The 19,510-nt window shown below is 65.6% G+C and carries 15 protein-coding genes; 10 read left to right on the forward strand and 5 right to left on the reverse strand.

Features of this window, described 5'->3' with window-relative positions:
* Positions 1-143 precede the first annotated feature (143 nt).
* The 10 genes from flgG (at position 144) to LZD57_RS01790 (ending at position 10,256) form a co-directional block, all read left to right on the forward strand.
* Positions 144-932 carry a flagellar basal-body rod protein FlgG gene (gene flgG / locus LZD57_RS01740; RefSeq protein WP_233717385.1) on the forward strand — a complete coding sequence of 263 codons (789 nt, stop codon included), beginning with the start codon at positions 144-146 and terminating at the stop codon, positions 930-932.
* Between the two features lie 4 nt (positions 933-936).
* Positions 937-1,425: a flagellar basal body P-ring formation chaperone FlgA gene (flgA, locus tag LZD57_RS01745; protein WP_233717386.1), complete on the forward strand. Its 489-nt coding sequence runs from the start codon at positions 937-939 to the stop codon at positions 1,423-1,425.
* Positions 1,422-2,621, forward strand: coding sequence for a flagellar basal body P-ring protein FlgI (flgI, locus tag LZD57_RS01750; protein WP_233717387.1), 1,200 nt, complete (start codon positions 1,422-1,424; stop codon positions 2,619-2,621). Before flgA ends, flgI begins: the two co-directional genes overlap by 4 nt.
* Positions 2,618-3,208, forward strand: a complete 591-nt coding sequence (locus LZD57_RS01755; protein WP_233717388.1) for a MotE family protein — start codon at positions 2,618-2,620, stop codon at positions 3,206-3,208. The genes flgI and LZD57_RS01755 overlap by 4 nt, the downstream gene beginning before the upstream one ends.
* Positions 3,209-3,219: 11 nt before the next feature.
* The gene (flgH, locus tag LZD57_RS01760; protein WP_233717389.1) at positions 3,220-3,927 is read left to right on the forward strand and encodes a flagellar basal body L-ring protein FlgH; all 708 of its coding nucleotides are present in this window, start codon (positions 3,220-3,222) and stop codon (positions 3,925-3,927) included.
* 196 nt (positions 3,928-4,123) lie between these two features.
* Positions 4,124-4,666 carry a flagellar basal body-associated FliL family protein gene (locus LZD57_RS01765; protein WP_233717390.1) on the forward strand — a complete coding sequence of 181 codons (543 nt, stop codon included), beginning with the start codon at positions 4,124-4,126 and terminating at the stop codon, positions 4,664-4,666.
* Positions 4,663-5,451: a flagellar type III secretion system pore protein FliP gene (gene fliP, locus LZD57_RS01770; protein WP_233717391.1), complete on the forward strand. Its 789-nt coding sequence runs from the start codon at positions 4,663-4,665 to the stop codon at positions 5,449-5,451. The genes LZD57_RS01765 and fliP overlap by 4 nt, the downstream gene beginning before the upstream one ends.
* Positions 5,452-5,594: 143 nt before the next feature.
* Entirely contained in the window at positions 5,595-6,869 is a 1,275-nt protein-coding gene (locus LZD57_RS01775; protein ID WP_233717392.1) for a flagellin N-terminal helical domain-containing protein, read from the forward strand.
* A 382-nt stretch (positions 6,870-7,251) separates the two neighbouring features.
* Entirely contained in the window at positions 7,252-8,499 is a 1,248-nt protein-coding gene (locus tag LZD57_RS24085; protein WP_338034668.1) for a flagellin N-terminal helical domain-containing protein, read from the forward strand.
* Between the two features lie 494 nt (positions 8,500-8,993).
* Positions 8,994-10,256: a flagellin N-terminal helical domain-containing protein gene (locus LZD57_RS01790; RefSeq protein WP_233717393.1), complete on the forward strand. Its 1,263-nt coding sequence runs from the start codon at positions 8,994-8,996 to the stop codon at positions 10,254-10,256.
* Positions 10,257-10,447: 191 nt separating this feature from the next.
* Here LZD57_RS01790 and LZD57_RS01795 read toward each other — a convergent pair whose 3' ends face one another.
* From LZD57_RS01795 to LZD57_RS01815, 5 genes are all read right to left on the reverse strand, one after another.
* The gene (locus tag LZD57_RS01795) at positions 10,448-12,286 is read right to left on the reverse strand and encodes an ATP-binding cassette domain-containing protein (RefSeq protein WP_233717394.1); all 1,839 of its coding nucleotides are present in this window, start codon (positions 12,284-12,286) and stop codon (positions 10,448-10,450) included.
* Between the two features lie 283 nt (positions 12,287-12,569).
* Positions 12,570-15,755 (reverse strand): efflux RND transporter permease subunit, encoded by a 3,186-nt coding sequence (locus LZD57_RS01800; RefSeq protein WP_233717395.1) that lies wholly within the window; start codon positions 15,753-15,755, stop codon positions 12,570-12,572.
* Positions 15,752-17,143 carry an efflux RND transporter periplasmic adaptor subunit gene (locus LZD57_RS01805; RefSeq protein WP_233717396.1) on the reverse strand — a complete coding sequence of 464 codons (1,392 nt, stop codon included), beginning with the start codon at positions 17,141-17,143 and terminating at the stop codon, positions 15,752-15,754. Before LZD57_RS01805 ends, LZD57_RS01800 begins: the two co-directional genes overlap by 4 nt.
* Before the next feature lie 218 nt (positions 17,144-17,361).
* Entirely contained in the window at positions 17,362-19,095 is a 1,734-nt protein-coding gene (locus LZD57_RS01810; protein WP_233717397.1) for a PRC-barrel domain-containing protein, read from the reverse strand.
* Between the two features lie 163 nt (positions 19,096-19,258).
* Positions 19,259-19,423, reverse strand: coding sequence for a DUF1328 family protein (locus tag LZD57_RS01815; protein WP_233717398.1), 165 nt, complete (start codon positions 19,421-19,423; stop codon positions 19,259-19,261).
* Between the last annotated feature and the right edge of the window lie 87 nt (positions 19,424-19,510).

Here is a 19,510-nt window from a genome sequence, read left to right on the forward strand (position 1 = left end):
GGCGAGGGTGTCCGAAGGGCGCCGCCGGGAAGGGCTCCGGCCCGAGACTTGCGGCGAGGCAGCCGGCGTTCGTCCGGCCCCGTCATCGCCGATCCCGTGATCGCCGCCGGCTTCGCGGGCAATAACCAGAAACGGAGTATCCGATGCGCGCCCTAGCGATCGCCGCCACCGGCATGAACGCCCAGCAGACCAACGTCGAGGTCATCGCGAACAACATCGCGAACATCAACACCACCGGCTTCAAGCGGGCGCGGGCGGAGTTCACCGATCTGCTCTATCAGGTCGAGCGGATGCAGGGCGTGCCCAACCGGGGTGGCGAAGGCGTCGTTCCGGAAGGCGCGCAGCTCGGCCTCGGCGTCCGCCTCGCGGCGATCCGCACCGTGCATCTTCAGGGAACGCTGAACCAGACCGGCAACCGGCTCGACCTCGCCATCAACGGCAATGGCTGGTTTCAGGTGCAGGGCCCGGGCGGCGAGACGCTCTACACCCGCGACGGTGCCTTCAACACCAATGCCAACGGCCAGCTCGTCACTCTCGACGGTTTCGCCGTCGACCCGGGCATCACCGTCCCCGCCAACACCACCGAGGTGACGGTCAATGCCAGCGGCGAGGTCTACGCCACGCTCGACGGTCAGGTCGCCCCGCAGCTGCTCGGCCAGCTGACCATCTCGACCTTCCCGAACGACGCCGGCCTTGCCGCCCAGGGCGGCAACCTCTTCCGCGAGACCGTCGCCTCCGGCGCACCGGTGGCGGGCGTCGCGGGCGAGGAGGGATACGGCACGATCAACCAGGGCTATCTCGAAGACTCCAACGTCGATCCGGTCAAGGAGATCTCCGAGCTGATCTCCGCCCAGCGCGCCTACGAGATGAACTCCAAGGTGATCACCGCCGCCGACGAGATGTCGAGCGTCGTCTCCAAGGGCATGCGGTAACGTCATGACCTTCGGCTCCCGTTCGCTCTCACGCCTCGGTTCGAGGCTCGGCCGGATCGCGGGCCTCGGCCTGGCTATCTTCTTCGCCGGCCCCTCGGCTGCGGCCGAACTGACCCTGCCGGTGCCTTCGGCGATCGTCTATCCGGGACAGCCCATCGTCGAGCGGGGGCTCTCCACCGGCGACTTCATCGTCAAGGACGACAAGGTGGGTCTCTTCGTCCTCGAGGAGAAGATGCTGGAAGGCATGGTCGCCAAGCGAACGCTGCTGCCCGGCAACGCCATCCGCGTGACCGACATCTCGCTGCCCGATCTCGTCACCGCCGGGTCCCAGGTGACGCTGGTTTACCGCGAACAGGGCCTCTTCATCACCGGTCTCGGCACGGCCCTTCGCTCCGGCGCGCAGGGCGACGCCGTCACGGCCCGCAACATCGACAGCGGCATCGTCGTCTCGGGCGTCGTCGAGGCCGACGGAACGATCAGGATCGTGGAATGAGACCTCTGCGCGTCATCGGGCTCGTTCTTGCCCTTGCCGGCCTCGTTCCGCAGGCGCTCGCCGCGGACATGGTGGCGAGCCGCGGAATGCTTTCCGACCAGGGTCCCGGTGAACCCTTCCGTCCGGTCCGCGGCGATCCCGATTCGGCCGTCGGCACGGTGCGGATCAAGGACATCACCTCGGTCAGGGGCGTCAGGTCGAACCAGCTCGTCGGCTACGGCCTCGTCGTCGGCCTGCAGGGAACCGGCGATTCGATGCGCAATGCGCCCTTCACCGAGCAGTCGCTGCAGTCGATGCTCGACCGGATGGGCGTCAACATCCGCTCGCAGAGCCCGAGGGGCAAGAACGTCGCCGCGGTGACCGTGACGGCGGAGCTGCCGCCCTTCATCGGCACCGGACAGCGTATCGACGTGACGGTGTCCTCGCTGGGCGATTCCTCGTCGCTGATGGGCGGAACGCTGGTGATGACGCCGCTCTACGGCGCCGACGGCGAGATCTATGCCGTCGCGCAGGGGCCGGTCGCAGTCAGTGGCTTCACCTCCCAGGGCGACAGCGAAAAGCTGACCCAGGGCGTGCCGACGACGGGGCGGGTCGCCAACGGTGCTCTCGTCGAACGCGAGGTGCCCGGTTCCTTCAACGACGACGGCAAGCTCGCCTACGAACTCTTCAATCCCGACTTCAAGACGGCGATCCGCATCGTCGACGTCGTCAACGCCTATGCGGTCAAGCGCTGGGGCGTCGCCGTCGCCCAGGAGGAGGACCTTCGCACGGTGCATCTGCATCGGCCGAAGAAGGTCTCGGCTCCGCGGTTCCTCGCCGAACTCGGCGACCTCAGGGTCGCCCCGGACCAGCCGGCCCGCGTCGTCATCGACGAGCGCACCGGAACGGTGGTGATCGGCAAGGACGTCCAGATCTCAACCGTGGCGCTCACCCACGGCAATCTGACGGTCCGGGTCAGCGAGATGCCCTCGGTGTCCCAGCCGGCGCCGCTCTCGGACGGCCAGACGGTGGTGACGTCGGAGACCCTCGTCGAGGTCCAGCAGGACGGCGGCAACTTTGCCTATGTCGGCGGTGCCGATCTCGAAACGGTCGTTCGCGGCCTCAACCGCATCGGTCTGAAGCCGACGGGGATCATCGCGGTCCTCCAGGCTGTCAAGACGGCCGGTGCCCTTCAGGCGGAACTGGTGGTGCAATGATGCGACGCACGACGAAGACGATCGGATTGCGGGCGGTCCTGACCGCCGCCGTTCTTCTCCTCCCGGCAACGACCGCGATGGCGGAAGGCGGCGGCGCCAAGCCGGCCGAAAAGCCGGTGATCCCGCCGCAGGAAGTCCGGATCATCGACGAAAACGGCAATCCGGTCGCAGGTCCCGCCCCGGCGACGGAGGTTGAGAAATACTGCCTCAACATCGCCGACCGGGCGCAGGAGAAGCGCTATTCCCTGCAGCAGGCGAAGCTGAAGGAAATCGAGACCGAAGTCGGCAAGCAGATCGACGAGCTGGAGCGCCGGCGCGCCGACTACAAGGCGTGGCTCGCCGAGCGCCGGAAGTTCCTCGACAGCGCCTCCGGCGTCGTCGTCGACATCTATGCCAGCATGGACGCCAGCTCCGCCGCCGGACAGCTCGCCAAGCTCGATCGCGACGCCGCCGCCTCGGTCCTCGTCAAGCTCAAGGCGCGCCAGGCCAGCTCGATCCTCAGCGAGATGGACACCAATACCGCGGCGGAGATCGCCGGACGCATCGTGCAGAAGACCGCTGCCGGCACCAACGCGCCGCCGGCGTAGGAGAGGCGTAAGTGACGAAAAGTCTAGTTGCAGTCGTGGCGCTCGTTGCCCTTGCCGGATGTTCGACCACCAGGGAGGACGCCCTGCGCGAGCCCGGCCTGTCGCCGGTCGGCAGCGGGCTGTACGAATACCCGCCGGTGGCGATCCAGCCGGCGTTTCCGGCCGCGGGGCCGCGCACGCCGCATTCGCTATGGAGCGACGATCGTGCCACCTTCTACCAGGACCCGCGCGCTCTCGACGTCGGCGACATCGTCACGGTGAAGATCGAGATCAGCGACCAGGCCAAGCTCGACAACAATTCCAAGCGCTCGCGCACTTCCGACATCGGAGCCTCGCTCGGGCTCGGCGGTTTCCTCGGCACCTGGGTGCTGCCGGACGTCGACGCCTCGCTTTCGGCGGACGACAAGTCGGCGGCCGAGGGCAAGGGTGCGGTCGACCGGTCCGAGAAGATCAACCTCTCCGTTGCGGCCGTCGTCACCCAGAAGCTGCCGAACGGCAACCTCTTCATCGCCGGCCAGCAGGAAGTCCGGGTGAACTTCGAGGTCCGGGTGCTGTCGATCGCCGGCATCATCCGGCCGCGCGACATCCTGCCGAACAACACCATCGACTACGACAAGATCGCCGAAGCGCGCATCTCCTACGGTGGACGCGGCCGTCTGACGGAAGTGCAGCAGCCGGGCTGGGGCCAGCAGGTCTACGACATCGTCGCCCCCTACTGACGATCGTCAGGTCACTTCTTCGCGAAACCGCCGGCGGGATCTTCGTTCCGCCGGCGGTTTCGCGTCGCCTCGGCGCCCGCGGGCCGGTTCCGCAAGTCTCGCGATAGCGAGCCGGTTTATCGCAAGGTCGAGCGGTCGGGACGGCGGATCATGACGATGCCGAGGCGGACCGTGAGCGAGAGAAGGGCTTTGCTCGATGGCCGAGGCCGACATCCCCGAACTTGACGAGGGCGGCAAGAAGAAGGGCGGCATGATGCCGACCATCATCGCCGTCACGGTGGTGACGCTGATCGCAGCCGGCGCCGGCAGCGGGATCGGGATGATGCTGACGTCGGGCGCGCCGGCTCCGGCGGCCCCCGCTCCGGCACCCGAGGCCCAAGCGGACAAGAACGGCGAAGGCCACGGCGAGCCGAAATCCGACATCGCCGCCGCGCAGGAGGGCATGGTGCCGCTGCAGCTGATCGAGCTGAAGCCGGTCCTGACCAACATCTATTCGCCCGAGGACGCCTGGCTGCGCATCGAGGCCTCGCTCGTCGTCAAGCAGGACGGCACCCTCAATGGCGACGTTCTCGCCGCCGAGGTCGAGGCCGACACGCTCGCCTTTCTCCGGTCGGTCCAGCTGGCACAGGTGGAGGGCTCGCGCGGCCTCCTGCATCTTCGCGACGATCTGCGCGAACGGGCCAAGCTGCGCTCCACGGCGGTGGTCGACTACCTCATCCGCACCATGGTGGCGGAATGAAGCGCGGCCTCCTCGCTTTCGGCCTGGCCGGGGCCGTTCTTCTCCTTGCGGCCCATCCGAGCTTCGCACAGGCGTCCAACAACGTCGCCCAGACGCTCTCCGATCTCCTGCCGGAAGGCGATGCTTCGGTGTCCGGCCGGATCATCCAGCTCTTCGGCATCGTCACCGTCCTGTCGGTCGCGCCCGGCCTTCTGGTGATGGTGACGTCGTTCACCCGCATCGTCATCGCCCTGTCGATCCTCAGAAGCGGCCTCGGCCTGCAGACGACGCCGGCCAACCTCATCCTGATCTCGCTCGCTCTGTTCATGACCTTCTTCGTCATGGCGCCGACCTTCGACAAGGCGTGGCGCGACGGGCTGCAGCCGATGCTCGACAACCAGATCACCGAGGAGGAGGCGTTCTACCGCATCTCCGATCCGTTCAAGGAGTTCATGCTCACCCAGGTGAGGGCCTCGGACCTCGCGCTGTTCGACGATCTCGCCTCGACGAACAGCCGCGACCGGGTCGAACCGGAAGAGCAGGGGGCGGCCGACGAGCGCGACGTCGATCTGCGCATCCTCATACCCGCTTTCATGATCTCCGAACTGCGGCGGGGCTTCGAGATCGGGTTCCTGATCGTTCTTCCCTTTCTCGTCATCGACATGATCGTCGCGACACTGACGATGTCGATGGGCATGATGATGCTGCCGCCGACGATCATCTCGCTTCCTTTCAAGATCTTGTTCTTCGTCCTGATCGATGGCTGGAACATGCTTGTGGGATCGTTGGTACGATCGTTTTTCTGACGTAACAATACTCGTGTTGCTGCTTTAACCGGCGTTTAACGTTAACGACCTAGGTTAACACCATCGGCGCCGGCATGAAGCGAGGGCCTTTAGAGACGGCAGGATCCAATGAGCGGACGACTTGCCCGTAAAGGTTGATTAGTATGACGAGTATCATCACCAACGTCGCGGCAATGACGGCCCTGCAGACGCTTCAGCACACCAACATGATGCTGGAGGAAACGCAGAACAAGATCTCCACCGGCTACCGGGTATCGGAAGCCAAGGACAACGCGGCCTACTGGTCGATCGCGACCACCATGCGCTCCGACAACAGCGCCATGTCCGCGGTCGTCGATTCCCTCGGCATCGGTGCTGCGACCGTCGACACCGGCTATACCGCCTTGTCCTCGGCCAAGGACGTGATCTCCGAGATCAAGGCGAAGCTCACCACCGCCACCTCGGACGGCGTCGACCGCAAGAAGATCCAGGGCGAGATCGACGCCCTGCAGGAGCAGCTGAAGACCATCTCCGACTCGGCCTCCTTCTCGGGTCAGAACTGGCTTTCGAACACCGATGCGGTGGCTCCGGTCAAGCAGATCATCTCGTCGCTGTCGCGCGGCTCGGACGGGACGCTTTCGGTCGGCTCGATCTCGGTGGATACGAACAACATCCGCATGTACGCGGCCGGCAACGGGCTGATGGACAAAGCCATCGACATCGACAAGTTCGGCGCTGCCCTCGGCACGGCGACGGTCGAGACCACGGCGATCAACTTCGCCAACGCCGACGACAAGATCTCCTTCTCCGTGTCGCAGGCCGGTGAAGCCGCCCGCACGGTCGAGATCACCCAGGCCACCCTGACCGCGGCCGGTCTCAGCGACACGAAGATCCGCTCGAACGCCGATCTGAAGTCCGTCTATGAGCAGGCCCTGTCGGACGCCGGCATCACCGGCATCGACGTCACCGTCGGTGCGGCTGGCGAGTTGAGCTTCACCTCGCTCGAGGGATTCTCGGTGACCAACGCGGCGACGACCGGCACGTCCGCCATCGCGGTCGCCGACATGGGACTCGTCAACACCGACACCACGGCCGCGGCCACGGGCTCCTTCTCGATCAGTGTCGATGCCATCGACATCACCTCGGTCACGTCCGAGGCGATCCAGGCCTATATCAAGGTGGTCGACGAGGCGCTGTCGAAAGTCACCTCGGCTGCCGCCAGCCTGGGTGCGATCCAGAACCGCATCGAGCTGCAGCAGGAATTCGTCTCCAAGCTGATGGACACGATCGACCAGGGCGTCGGCACGCTGGTCGATGCCGACATGACCGAGGAATCCACCCGCCTCAAGGCGCTGCAGACCCAGCAGCAGCTCGGCGTCCAGGCGCTGTCGATCGCCAACTCCTCGAGCCAGGCGATCATGCAGCTCTTCCAGAACTGATCTCTCTGCAGTCAGCTTCGATCGACCGAAGGGCCGCCCGTCTGGGCGGCCCTTTTCTTTTGACCGCCGGGTCGTCGGGTCGTCGACCGTCGATCCACGGTCGGTGACGAAGGTTTAACCACGTCGCTTCGAAGCATATTAACCACACCGCTTTTACACAAATTAACCATAAGAAATCGTCTTACAAGCAAAAGCGAGATCGGCTCGCTGGATTAACCAGTCGGAAGGCATCGAGACTGCATCTTGCGGGCATAGCGAAGTGGCCGAAGCGAAATAGAAACGGCCACCGGCATGATGCCCTTTCGCTATCCCGGCCAATCCGGATTGTCCCAAAAACTTCGATGTACTTGCGTATGGGACGCTTATTCTTATGACCAGCATTATGACGAATGCCTCTGCGATGACGGCTCTGCAGAGCCTGCAGTCGATCAACTCTTCGCTCGACGAGACCCAGAGCCGCATCTCGACCGGCTACCGCGTCGCCGAAGCCAAGGACAATGCCGCCTACTGGTCGATCGCGACCACGATGCGCTCCGACAACCAGGCGATGTCCGCCGTCGTCGACTCTCTCGGCATCGGCGCCGCCACGGTCGACGCCGCCTACACCGGCCTCAACGCCGCCAAGGACGTTCTCTCCGAGATCAAGGCCAAGCTGACCACCGCCACCTCCGACGGCGTCGACAAGGGCAAGGTTCAGGAAGAGATCACGGCTCTCCAGAACCAGCTGAAGACGATCTCCGACTCGGCCTCGTTCTCCGGCCAGAACTGGCTGTCGAACACCGACGCCGATACCGACAAGCAGATCGTCTCGGCGATCTCGCGCGATGCCAGCAACAAGCTCTCGGTCGGCGCCATCGACGTCGACATCGACAGCTATCGCCTCTACTCCGCCGATGCCGGCATCCTCGACAAGGGCATCGACGTGTCGCAGTACTCCGGCGCGGTCGGCACGACGACGGTCGAGACCACGGCGATCACCTTCGGCGCCGACAACAAGATCTCGTTCTCGGTCTCGCAGAACGGTGAGCCGGCCCGTACGGTCGAGATCACCCAGCAGACCCTGACCGACGTCGGCCTCAACACCTTCACGATCCGCTCGGAAGCCGATCTGAAGGCCGTCTACGAGCAGGCGCTGTCCGATGCCGGCATCAAGGGCATCGACGTCGACATCACCGCGGGTGCGGTCAGCTTCAAGTCGCTCGAGACCTTCACGGTCACCAATGCGGCGACGAGCGGCACGACGCCTCCGGCGATCGCCGACATGGGCCTGTCCGCGACCGACGTCACGGCGACGGGCGGCACCTACACGACCAGCGTCGAAGACATCGACATCTCTTCTGCCGACTCGGACAAGATCCAGGCCTACATCAAGGTCGTCGACGAGGCGCTGTCGCAGGTCACCACCGCTGCCGCCAGCCTCGGCGCGATCCAGAACCGCATCGACTTGCAGACGGAATTCGTCTCCAAGCTGATGGACACGGTTTCGGAAGGCGTCGGCACGCTGGTCGATGCCGACATGACCGAGGAGTCCACCCGCCTCAAGGCGCTGCAGACCCAGCAGCAGCTCGGCGTCCAGGCGCTGTCGATCGCCAACAACTCCTCGCAGTCGCTGCTCTCGCTGTTCCGCTAAGCGGCAAGGGGAGGGGCCCCGCCCCTTCCTGAGCAATCCGACGGAAATGAAAGGCCCGGCCCTCCGCCGGGCCTTTTCGCGTTCTGGCGCCCCCTGCCTTGATCTCGGAGCAGCGGCCTGCAGCCCTGCCGGCGCGCAACCGCCGCGGATTGGCGTCGTTCCCCAGCCTTGAAGTCGCCCTTACGTTAAGCATGTCGGCAACAAATCTGCATCAAGTCGATCGATCAAAACTTCAAGGTTAATTGCCGTGATGAATCGATATCGTGAATCTATTTCGGCCTTTAACTAATCTCATTCGCCATCCGTTAGGCTAGAATCTCCGGATATTCCGAGCGATTTCTCGAATTAAGATTTTGGAGTGAGTCCGGTCGCCATGTTGTCGTCATAGCGAAGTGGCCAAACGGAAATAGAAGTGGCCATGGGCATGATGCCGTTTCGTTATCCCGGCCGACCCGGATTGTTCCTATCAGTATCTTGCGTATGGAACGCCAGTTATGACCAGCATCAACACCAACACGTCCGCAATGACGGCTCTGCAGAGCCTGCAGTCGATCAACTCTTCGCTCGACGAGACCCAGAGCCGCATCTCGACCGGCTACCGCGTCTCGGAAGCCCAGGACAATGCCGCCTACTGGTCGATCGCGACCACGATGCGTTCCGACAACCAGGCGATGTCGGCCGTCGTCGACTCGCTCGGCATCGGCGCCGCCACGGTCGACGCCGCCTATACCGGCCTCAATTCGGCCAAGGACGTTCTCTCCGAGATCAAGGCCAAGCTGACCACCGCCACGTCCGAGGGCGTCGACAAGGGCAAGGTTCAGGAAGAGATCGGTGCGCTCAAGGAGCAGCTGAAGACCATTTCCGACTCGGCCTCGTTCTCCGGCCAGAACTGGCTGTCGAACACCGACGGCACCACCACCAAGCAGATCGTCTCGTCGATCTCGCGCGATTCCGCCAACAAGCTCTCGGTCGGCGCCATCGACGTCGACATCGACAGCTATCGCCTCTACTCCGCCGATGCCGGCATCCTCGACAAGGAGATCGACGTTTCGCAGTTCTCCGGTGCGCTTGGCACGACGACGGTCGAGACCACGGCGATCACCTTCGGCGCCGACAACAAGATCTCGTTCTCGGTCTCGCAGAACGGTGAAGCGGCCCGCACGGTCGAGATCACCCAGCAGACCCTGACCGACGTCGGCCTCAACGGCAACACGATCCGGTCGGAAGCAGATCTGAAGGCCGTCTACGAAAAGGCGCTGTCCGATGCCGGTATCGATGGCATCGATGTCGACGTCACCGCGGGTGCGGTCAGCTTCAAGTCGCTGGAGACCTTCTCGGTCACCAATGCGGCCTCGACCGGCACCGGCACCCCGCCGACTGTCGCCGAGATGGGCCTGGGTGCGGGCGACGTAACGGCGAGCGGCACCACCGACAAGGTCAGCGTCGAGAACATCGACATCTCGTCTGCTGACTCAAGCAAAATCCAGGCCTACATCAAGGTCGTCGACGAGGCGCTGTCGCAGGTCACCACGGCCGCCGCCAGCCTCGGTGCGGTGCAGAACCGCATCGATCTGCAGACCGAATTCGTCTCCAAGATGATGGACACGGTTTCGAAGGGCGTCGGCTCGCTGGTCGATGCCGACATGACCGAGGAGTCCACCCGTCTCAAGGCGCTGCAGACCCAGCAGCAGCTCGGCGTCCAGGCGCTGTCGATCGCCAACTCCTCCTCGCAGTCGCTGCTCTCGCTGTTCCGCTAAGACCGGCAGGCAGCCTTTCGAGGCACAAGGCATGGAAGGGGCCGCCCGCAAGGGTGGCCCCTTTTTCATGGCGGACTCGTCTCGACACGCCAGTCGGGAGAGCCGCCGACACGGCAGCCGTTTCGTCCGAATGTCTTCAAGCCGCCGGCGCCGCACGGCACCCGGGCGACGGGAGCCGCCGGACGCGGTCGTCAGCCTTCGATCTCGGCCTTCAGCATTTCGAGCTCCAGCCATTCGTCCTCGGCCCTGGCAAGTGCGGCGCGCTTCTCTTCGATCGCCTTGGCGAGCTGCTTGAAGCGCTCGGGGCGCTTGGAAAACAACGCGGGATCGGCCATCTCCGCCTCCGCCTCGCCGATCTGCGATTCCAGCTCGGCGATGGTCTTCGGCAGGGCTTCGAGGGCGAATTTCTGCTTGTAGGAGAGTTTCGCCGCGCCGGCCCCCTTCGAGGCGGCCCCGGCCGCGCTGCCGGACGATCCGGATCCCTTGTCAGGCTTTGACGTTTGCGCCGGCCTTTGCGGCTTTCTCGTCGTCGCGGCCGTTTCCCGCCTCTGCGCGACCATGTCCGAATAGCCCCCGGCATATTCCAGCCAGACGCCGTCGCCGCTCGGCGAAATCACCCCCGTCACCGTCCGGTCGAGGAAGTCGCGGTCGTGGGAGACGAGCAGCACCGTCCCCGGATAACCGGCGATCAACTCTTCCAGAAGATCCAGCGTCTCCATGTCGAGATCGTTGGTCGGTTCGTCGAGGACGAGCAGATTGGCGGGCGTCGCCAGCGTCTTGGCGAGCAAGAGCCGCGCCCGCTCGCCGCCCGAAAGCTGGCCGACCGGGGTGCGGATCTGCTCGGGCTGGAAGAGGAAGTCCTTGAGATAGCCGGCGACGTGCCGCGGCTCGCCATTCACCATCACCTGGTCGCCGCGCCCGTCGGTCAGCGCCTCGGCGACGCCGACGTCGTCCTTCAGCGCCGCGCGCTTCTGGTCGAGAAAGGCGAGGTCGAGATTGGTGCCGAGGCGGATCCTACCGGCATCCGGGGCGAGTTCGCCGATCAGCATCTTCAGGAGCGTCGTCTTGCCGGCGCCGTTCGGCCCGACGAGGCCGACCCGGTCGCCCCTGGCGATGCGCGTCGAAAACTCCTTCACCAGCACCCGGCCGTCATAGGCCTTGCAGATGCCTTCCGCTTCAATCACCAGCTTGCCGCTCTCGCGGGTCTCGCCCGCCTGCATGCTGACCTGGCCGACGGCCCGGCGCGCGTCGCGTCGCTGCTGGCGCATCGCATGCAGTTCGCCGAGGCGGCGCATGTTGCGGGTGCGCCGGGCGGTGACGCCGTAACGCAGCCAATGCTCCTCGCGCACGATCTTGCGGTCGAGCTTCTGCAGGTCGCGCTCTTCTTCCTCCAGCACCTTGTCGCGCCAGCCTTCGAAGGCGCCGAACCCCTCGTCGATCCGCTTCACGCCGCCGCGGTCGAGCCAGACCGTCGCCCGCGTCACCGTCTCCAGAAACCTCCGGTCGTGGCTGATGACGACGAGGGCGCTCTTCATCGAGCGAATCTCGTCTTCAAGCCATTCGATGGTCGGAAGATCCAGATGGTTGGTCGGCTCGTCGAGGAGGACGACGTCCGGTTCGGGCGCCAGCGCCTTGGCCAGTGCCGCCCGCCGCGCCTCGCCGCCGGAAAGGTTGGCGGGCGAGATCTCCTCCGCAAGGCCGAGGGATTCGATCAGGAAGGTGACGCGGTAGTGGTCGTCGGCCGGGCCGAGGCCGTCGGCCACATAGTCGCCGACCGTCGCGAAATCGCCGAAGTCCGGCTCCTGGGCGAGATAGCGCAAGGTCGTGCCGGGCTTCAGGAAGACCTCGCCGCGGTCCGGCTCGACCTGGCCGGCGGCGATCTTCAAAAGCGTCGACTTGCCCGAGCCGTTGCGGCCGACCAGCGCGATCCGATCGCCCGGCAGGACGTTGAGTTCGACGCCGGAGAGCAGCGGCGTGCCGCCGAAAGTGAGCGCGACGCCATCGAGGCGCAGGAGGGGAGGGGGTGCCATGGGGCGCTTCTAATGATTTGCGGGGCAGGAGGGAATGGGGTGCGGTACCCTGAACGCTGCGGGGCGGGAACTGCGGCGAACGTATCGGGCGCATTCCATCATCGCCCTGTCATCCTTGGCCTTGTGCCGAGGATCTATTGCCGTCGAAGCGTTGGATCCTTGGCGATTGGCTATTTTCGATCGACTCTGGTGCCGATATCCCAGTAGATCCTCGGCACAAGGCCGAGGATGACGGCCTGAACGGGCCGACGGCGACTGCAGCCGCAGCCGAGCTGTGTCCTCCTCACTCCGCCGGCGCCGGATGCCCGCCATGGCCTCCGCCTCGTTCGTCCTCCTCGTCTTCCTCCAATGCATGGCGCCGTTCCGCCGCCGCGACATCGCGATGGAGTTCGGCCGTCCGCTCGGAGACCGGCGATGAAAACCGGCCGAGGATCAGATAGGCGACCGGCGTGACGTAGAGGGTCGAGAAGGTGGCGAGGCCGAGGCCGCCGACGATGACGTAGCCGAGCGCCACGCGGGCCTCCGCCCCGGCGCCGGATGCGAGCACAAGCGGCACGCCGCCGACGACGGTCGCCACCATAGTCATCATCACCGGTCTCAGTCGGATGAGGCAGGCCTGCTCCACCGCCTCGCGCAGCGGCATCCCTCTTTCCCGCAACTGATTGGCGAATTCGACGATCAGGATGCCGTTCTTGGCCATGATGCCGACCAGGAGCACGAGGCCGATCTGGCTGTAGAGATTGAGGCTCATTCCGAAGAAGGAGAGGGCGAAGATCGCGCAGGCTATGCCCAGCGGCACCGTGGCGATGATGATGAAGGCCGAGACGAAGCTTTCGAACTGGGCGGCGAGGACGAGGACGATGATGACGAGGGCGAAGCCGAAGACGAGGGCAAGGCCGTTGTTGGTCTCGCTCAGCGTCGCCGCCTCGGCCAGCGGGATCAGGCGCTGGGTCTGCGGCAGCATGTCCTCGGAAAAGCGCTGGACGTCGGTCCAGGCATCCTGGATGGCGTAGCCGTCCGGGATCGATGCGGTGATGGCCACCGCGCGGCTGCGGTTCTCGCGTTCGAGCGAGGGCGCGATCGGCTTTTCCTCGATCGTCGCGACGGTCGACATCGGCACGATCCGCCCGTCGGAGGCCTTGAGGAAGACGTTGCGGAGGTCGCCGGGGTCGTTGACGGGATCGCTGGTGGTGATCAGCCGGATCGGAACTTCCTTGTCGGCGATGTAGGTCTGGCCGATCTCGCGCCCGTCGAGCAGCGCCTGCATGGCGGTGGCGAGGCCGTCGATGTCGATGCCGAGGTCGGATGCGCGTGCCCGGTCGATGACGACGGAAAGCTGCGGCTGGGTGGCGTCGTTGGAAAGCCGCACCGTGCCCCAGCGGCCGTCCTTCTGCATCGCCTCGACGAGCGTGTCGGCACTTTGGGAGAGTTCGTCGAAGTTCTGGCCGGCGATGGCGAATTGCAGCCCCTGGCCGCCGCCGCGGATGCCGAGCGAGTTCGGCTGGATGGCGAAGGCTCTGACGCCGGCGATGTTCCTCAGCTTGCCGTTGATCTCGGCGACGATCTCCTGCTGGGTGCGGTCGCGATCGGACCAGTCGGCGAGGCTGACGACCATGAAGGCCTGATTGGCGCCGCCGCGGCCGGTGATGGCGAAAACGTTCTTCGCCTCGCCCGAATCGACATAGGGCATCAAGATGTCTTCCACCCGCCGCACCTGGGCGTTGGTATAGTCGAGGCTGGCTCCCTGCGGCCCGCTGACGCGCATCAGCACGACGGCGCGGTCCTCAGACGGGGTCAGTTCCTGCGGCATCGTCGTGAAGACGGTGTAGGCGCTGAAGGAGAACAGCGCCGCGGCCGCGACGACGACCACGGGAAAGGCGAGGCAAAAGCGCAGCGTGACCGCGTAGAAGCCGGCGAGACGGGCTCCGACCCAGCGGATCCCCCGGGCGAAGAAACCCGGCTTCGCCTCGTCCTCGCGGGCCTTCAGGAACGTCGCCGCCAGCATCGGGCAAAGGGTGAGGGCGATGAAGGAGGAAATCACCACGGCGGCGGCGAGGACGTAGCCGAACTCCTTGAACAGGCCGCCCGCCTGGCCGGGCAGGAAGGAGATCGGCACGAAGACGGCGGCGAGCGTCGCGGTGGTCGAGACGACGGCGAAGAACATCTCGCGAGCGCCGATGACCGCCGCAGCGCGCGGCTTGGCGCCCATGTCGCGCCAGCGGACGATGTTTTCGAGGACGATGATGGCGTCGTCGACCACGAGGCCGGTCGCCAGAACGAGGGCGAGGAGGGTCAGGATGTTGACCGAAAAGCCCATGACGTAAATGAAGCTGACGACGCCGACGAGGGCGATCGGCATCGTCACGGCGGGAATGAAGGTCGCGCGGAAGTTCAACAGGAACAGGAAGATCACCGCGACGACGATGACGACGGCGAGGCCTATGGCGAGTTCGACCTCGTGCAGCGCGCCGTTGATGAAGGTCGCGTCGTCGCTCGTCACCTCGACGTGGACGCCGTCGGGAACGGTGCGGTTGAGATTGGCGACTTCGCGGCGAACGCCTTCGGAAATGTCGAGCGTGGAAGAGCCGGCCTGGCGGACGACGCCGAGGCCGATGCCGGTCTCGCCGTTGCGCCTTAGCTGCGAGGCGGCCTCGTCCGGGCCGAACCGCACCGAGGCGACGTCGCCGAGCTGGGTCCTGTCGTCGAGATAGATCGCTTCGAAGGCTTCCGGCGAATTGACGTTGGCGTCCGCCCGGACGATCAGCTGCTGACTCGGCGAGGCCAGCGAGCCGGCGGGAACGTCCATCGCGGCGTTCTGCAGCGCGGTCGCGACGTTGCCGAGGGTGAGGCCCCGGGTCGCCAGCTTGTCCGGATCGATGTCGACGTAGATCAGCTTCTCGCGTTCGCCGTAGACCTGGAGGTCCGCGACGCCGTCGACGGCGGCGAGCTGGTCGGCGATGCGGTCCTCGACGAGGGTCGTCAGATCCTCGATCTTCATGGTCTTGGCGGTGACGGCAAGGCGCATGATCGCCTGGGCGTCGGCATCGGCCTTGACGATGCGCGGCTCGTCGGCGCCTTCGGGAAGCTGGTTCGAGATCCGGCTGACGGCATCGCGCACGTCGCTCGCCGCGACGTTGAGGTCGGTGGCGTCGGAAAACTCGATGGTCACCCGCGCGTCGCCGAATTCCGACTGGGACGAGATCGACTCGATGCCGGTCACCCGGGCGACCGCGCTCTCGATCTGGCTGGTGACCTGACGGTCGATCGTTTCCGGGCTCGCTCCGTCGAAATCCAGCGAGACGGTGATGACGGGCCGGTCGACATTCGGCAGCTCGCGGATCTCCACGGCGTTGAGGGCGGCGAGGCCGGCGACGACGATCAGGAGATTGAGGACGATGGTGAAAACCGGCCGACGGATGAACAGGCTGGTGAAGGCGGTCAGGCCGTCGATCGGCGCCTCGGGCTTCACCGGCCGCTCTCCTCGCCGCGCGGGGCTTCCCCGGATTGAGAGGCTCGGCCTCGCGCCGCCGGCCTTTCGAGCGAGGCCGGGGGCGGCGCCGGCATTTCCTGCGCGACGGCCGAGCGCACGAAGCCAGACGGGCGGAGGGCCGCGCTATCGGCGGCCGACCGTCGCTCCCCCGCCTGGCGGGCCGCGCTCGTGTCCGCGCCAGGGGATGTGCCCCCGGCGACCGGCGAGGCACGATCCTCCGAACCGGTGCGGACTTCGATCCCGGGCCGCATCGCCTGAAGCCCTTCGACCACCACGTCGTCGTCGGCGTCGAGTTCACTCGAGGAGACGAGGACCCGGTCGATGTTGCGCTCGACGATCGAGATCGGCGCCTTGACGGCCTTGCCGTCGACGATCTTCCAGACGATCGGGCCGGTCCGCTCCCAGACCACCGACAGCGGATCGACCGACAGATATTCCTCGCCGTCGAGGGAAAGCGAGACCGCGAAGGACATGCCGGGACGCAACGTGTCGTTCTCGTTGTCGACCAGCGCCTCGGTGCGGAGCGTTCGGCTGGCCTCGTCGAGGCGGCTGTCGATGGCGCTGATGTGGCCCTTGAACACCGCATCCGGCTGGGCGGTCGGCACCGCATGCACCGGCGCATCCCTTTTCAGTTCGGAAACGAAGCTTTCCGGCGTGTAGAAGACCACCTTCAGTTCCTTGCGGTCGTCGACCGTGGCGATCGCCGTCTGGGCGCCGACGAGATCGCCCGTATCCACGGAGACGATGCCGATCCGGCCGGCGATCGGCGCCCGCACCGTGCGCTTTTCGAGGGCGATCTCGGCCGAGCGGAGATCCAGCCGCGCATTGTCGCGTTCGCGGATCACGTCGTTCACCTCGACGCTGGAAATGGTCCGCGACTGTTGCAGCCGTTGATAGCGGGTGAGCTTTTCCTCGGCCGCGTCGACGGCGATGCGGGCCCTCGCGACGGCGAGTTCTTCCGAGGAATGCTCCAGGAGGACGAGCGGGTCGCCGGCCTCGACTTCGTCGCCCGAGCGCACCGATACGGTTTCGATCACGCCGGTCGTGTTGTCGGGATAGACCGTCACCGACCGCGCCGCTTCGCCGGTGCCGATGGCGCGCATCTGGGTCCGGGTGCGCCCGGTTTCGACGGGATTGACGACGACGAGCTGGGGCCCACCGCCCCGCGAGCGCCCGACCGTCGCCTTGGCCGTCGGCGCCTCGCCTCCCGGCGGGGCGAGCCATGCGATCGCCTCGCGCAGCGGTGTCGGCATCGGCAGATCGGAAGCGAGCAACGCCCGTCCGGCGGAGGGCTCGAGCTTGACGTAGGCGGCTCCCATCAACACCAGCACGACGAGGGTGACGAGGATTTGCCGGATCATGGCCATGCGCGGCGGTTCTCCGAAATCGGTTGGGCGGAAGGCTCGCGAACCTTCTCAGGAGCATATCCGACAATCCGGCAGATTTACTTGCAACACGTAACGAATTGTAATTCGGCTCGGTTTCGCGCGATCGGCTGGGACGCCGGTGCCCCCGTTCTCGCAAAAAAGGGCCCGCCATGCAGCGGGCCCTCCAATCATTTTGTCGTGCGAAAGATTTGCTCGCGTCAGTTCGCCGGCTGGGCGGTCCCCTGCGCCGGCTGGCCCGACATCGTTGCGTCGGAGTCGGCACCATTGCCTTCGAGACGCATGGAGTCCCGGTTATCGGCGTAGGTGTCCTTGTTGTACTCCGGCGCGTTGTTCAGCTGATCCTCGGTGAACTGGGTGTAGAGGTACAGCGTCCCGTTCTGGTCGCGCATGAAGTTCAGATTGTCCATGCCGAGTGCCACCGGCTTCTCGCCGATGCCGAGGAAGCCGCCGACGTCGACGATGACGGCGTCGACCTGGCCGTCGGCGTTCAGCGCGATGTCGCCGATGTCGCCGACGCTCTCGTCGTTCGGACCATAGACCGTCGTGCCCATCAGGTCGTCGGCGGAGAGGGTCGAGTCGTTCTCGACCGCGGTCATGCCCTGGCGCTGGCTGCCACCGGTCGAAGCCGTGGTGGTCGCGTCGCCCTGGGTATTCATGGTGTTCTGCGCCGACTGCTGCGTGTTGTCGGCTGCATTGTCCATGCTCTGACCAGCGTTCTGGGCCGTCTGTTCCGCATTGTCCCCGGCATTGTCCATCGCCTGCCCGGCATTGTTCGCCGTCTGCTCGGTCTGGTCGCCGGCGTTCGACATGGCCGACCCCGCCGCGGCGCCGGTCGCAGCGCCTGTGGTCGTCGCGGCCATCTGGTCGTTGGACTGCGCCTGGTCGGTCTCGTTCGCGGCCATCTGGTCGGACGACTTGTCGTCGTCGAACTCCGGCGCCTGCGTCAGCGCTTCCTTGTCGAGGGCAGCGGTGATGCGGGGCTCGTCGTTCTCGGCGCGCGCCATGGAGAGCTGGTCGAACGGAACCGCAACGTCCTTCTCGCCGATGCCGAGGAAGCCGCCGACGCCGACGACCGCCGCCTCGACCTGACCGGACGACGCGAGAACGAGATCGTTGATCGCACCGATCTCGTCGGCGTCGTCACCCGGGCCGGAATAGATGTCGCTGCCGATGAGGTTCTCGGTCAGGTACTGATCGGACCCGACGGTCGCAGGATAATCCGTCGCGCCTGCGTCGCTCGTGGCCGCCTGACGATCGGTCTTGCCGGCAGCCATGTTGCCGCTGTCGTTTGCGGCCATCGACTGCTCGCTGGAACCGTCGGCCGGCTGCATCGCACCGTCGGACGGCTGAGCAGCCATCTGGTCACCGGAGGCCGGCGCGTTGCCCGTGGCCATGCTGGAACCACCGGCCGGCTGGGCGGTGTTCGTGGCGGCCTGCTCCTGCGCGGCCTGCTGCTCCTCGCGGGTCTGGAAGGTCGGGGCGCTCGCAAGATCGTTCATGTCGGCCTTGAGGACGGCCCGGGGCTCGTTGTCCTGACCCATCGTCCAGCCGATCTGCTGGAACGGGATGGCGACGACCTTCGATTCGTCGTTGACCGTGGCGTCGACGATCGCCGCTACGACCTTGCCGTCGCTGCCGACGAGGAAGTTCTGGATGTCGCCGACGGATTGTGCGTCTTCGCCTTCGCCGTCATAGAGCGTCTTGCCGTTCAGATTGGACGCAAGATACTGGTCGTCGGAAAGCTTGGTCAGGTAGTTGCCCGAGGCGGCGGCCTGGGTGTCGCCGGACATCGCCGTGCCGCTCGACGACGCGTCGCCGGTCGTCTGGGAAGCTGCGGGCTGCTGCTGGCCGGTGTTGGCCGCGTCCTGTGCCAGGGCCGGGGCGGTCAGAAAGGCGGCGATTGCCGTCGTTGCGAGTAGCTTGCGGATCATGATGGAAACCTTCGTCTATATTAGAGATAGACAAGCGCGAATGACGCTCTTCGCAAAGAGCGATCCTGCGCCGTGTGATGGCTGAGTAACTTGCGACCCGGCAAACGGTTCCCAAAAATCCGCCGTTTCCGGCGGATCTCTCCCATGGCACGTGGCAATTCGATCAGGCGACGATGATGACGCCGAACAGTAGCAGCAGCAATAGACCGGCAAGCACGATGAAGATCAGGATCTTCGCAATTCCCGCAGATACACCAGCGATGCCGCGGAAACCGAGAAGACTGGCAATCGCGGCGACGATCAGCAGAATGATAATCCACTCGACCATTTCGAACTCCTTGGTAATCTCTCCAGCGAGGAACGACGTCGGTCGCCCTCGAACGCCCATCTAGGGTCGATTGCGGCGATGAGGATG

This window comes from Jiella avicenniae (assembly GCF_021390325.1).
Taxonomy (GTDB): Bacteria; Pseudomonadota; Alphaproteobacteria; order Rhizobiales; family Rhizobiaceae; genus Jiella; species Jiella avicenniae.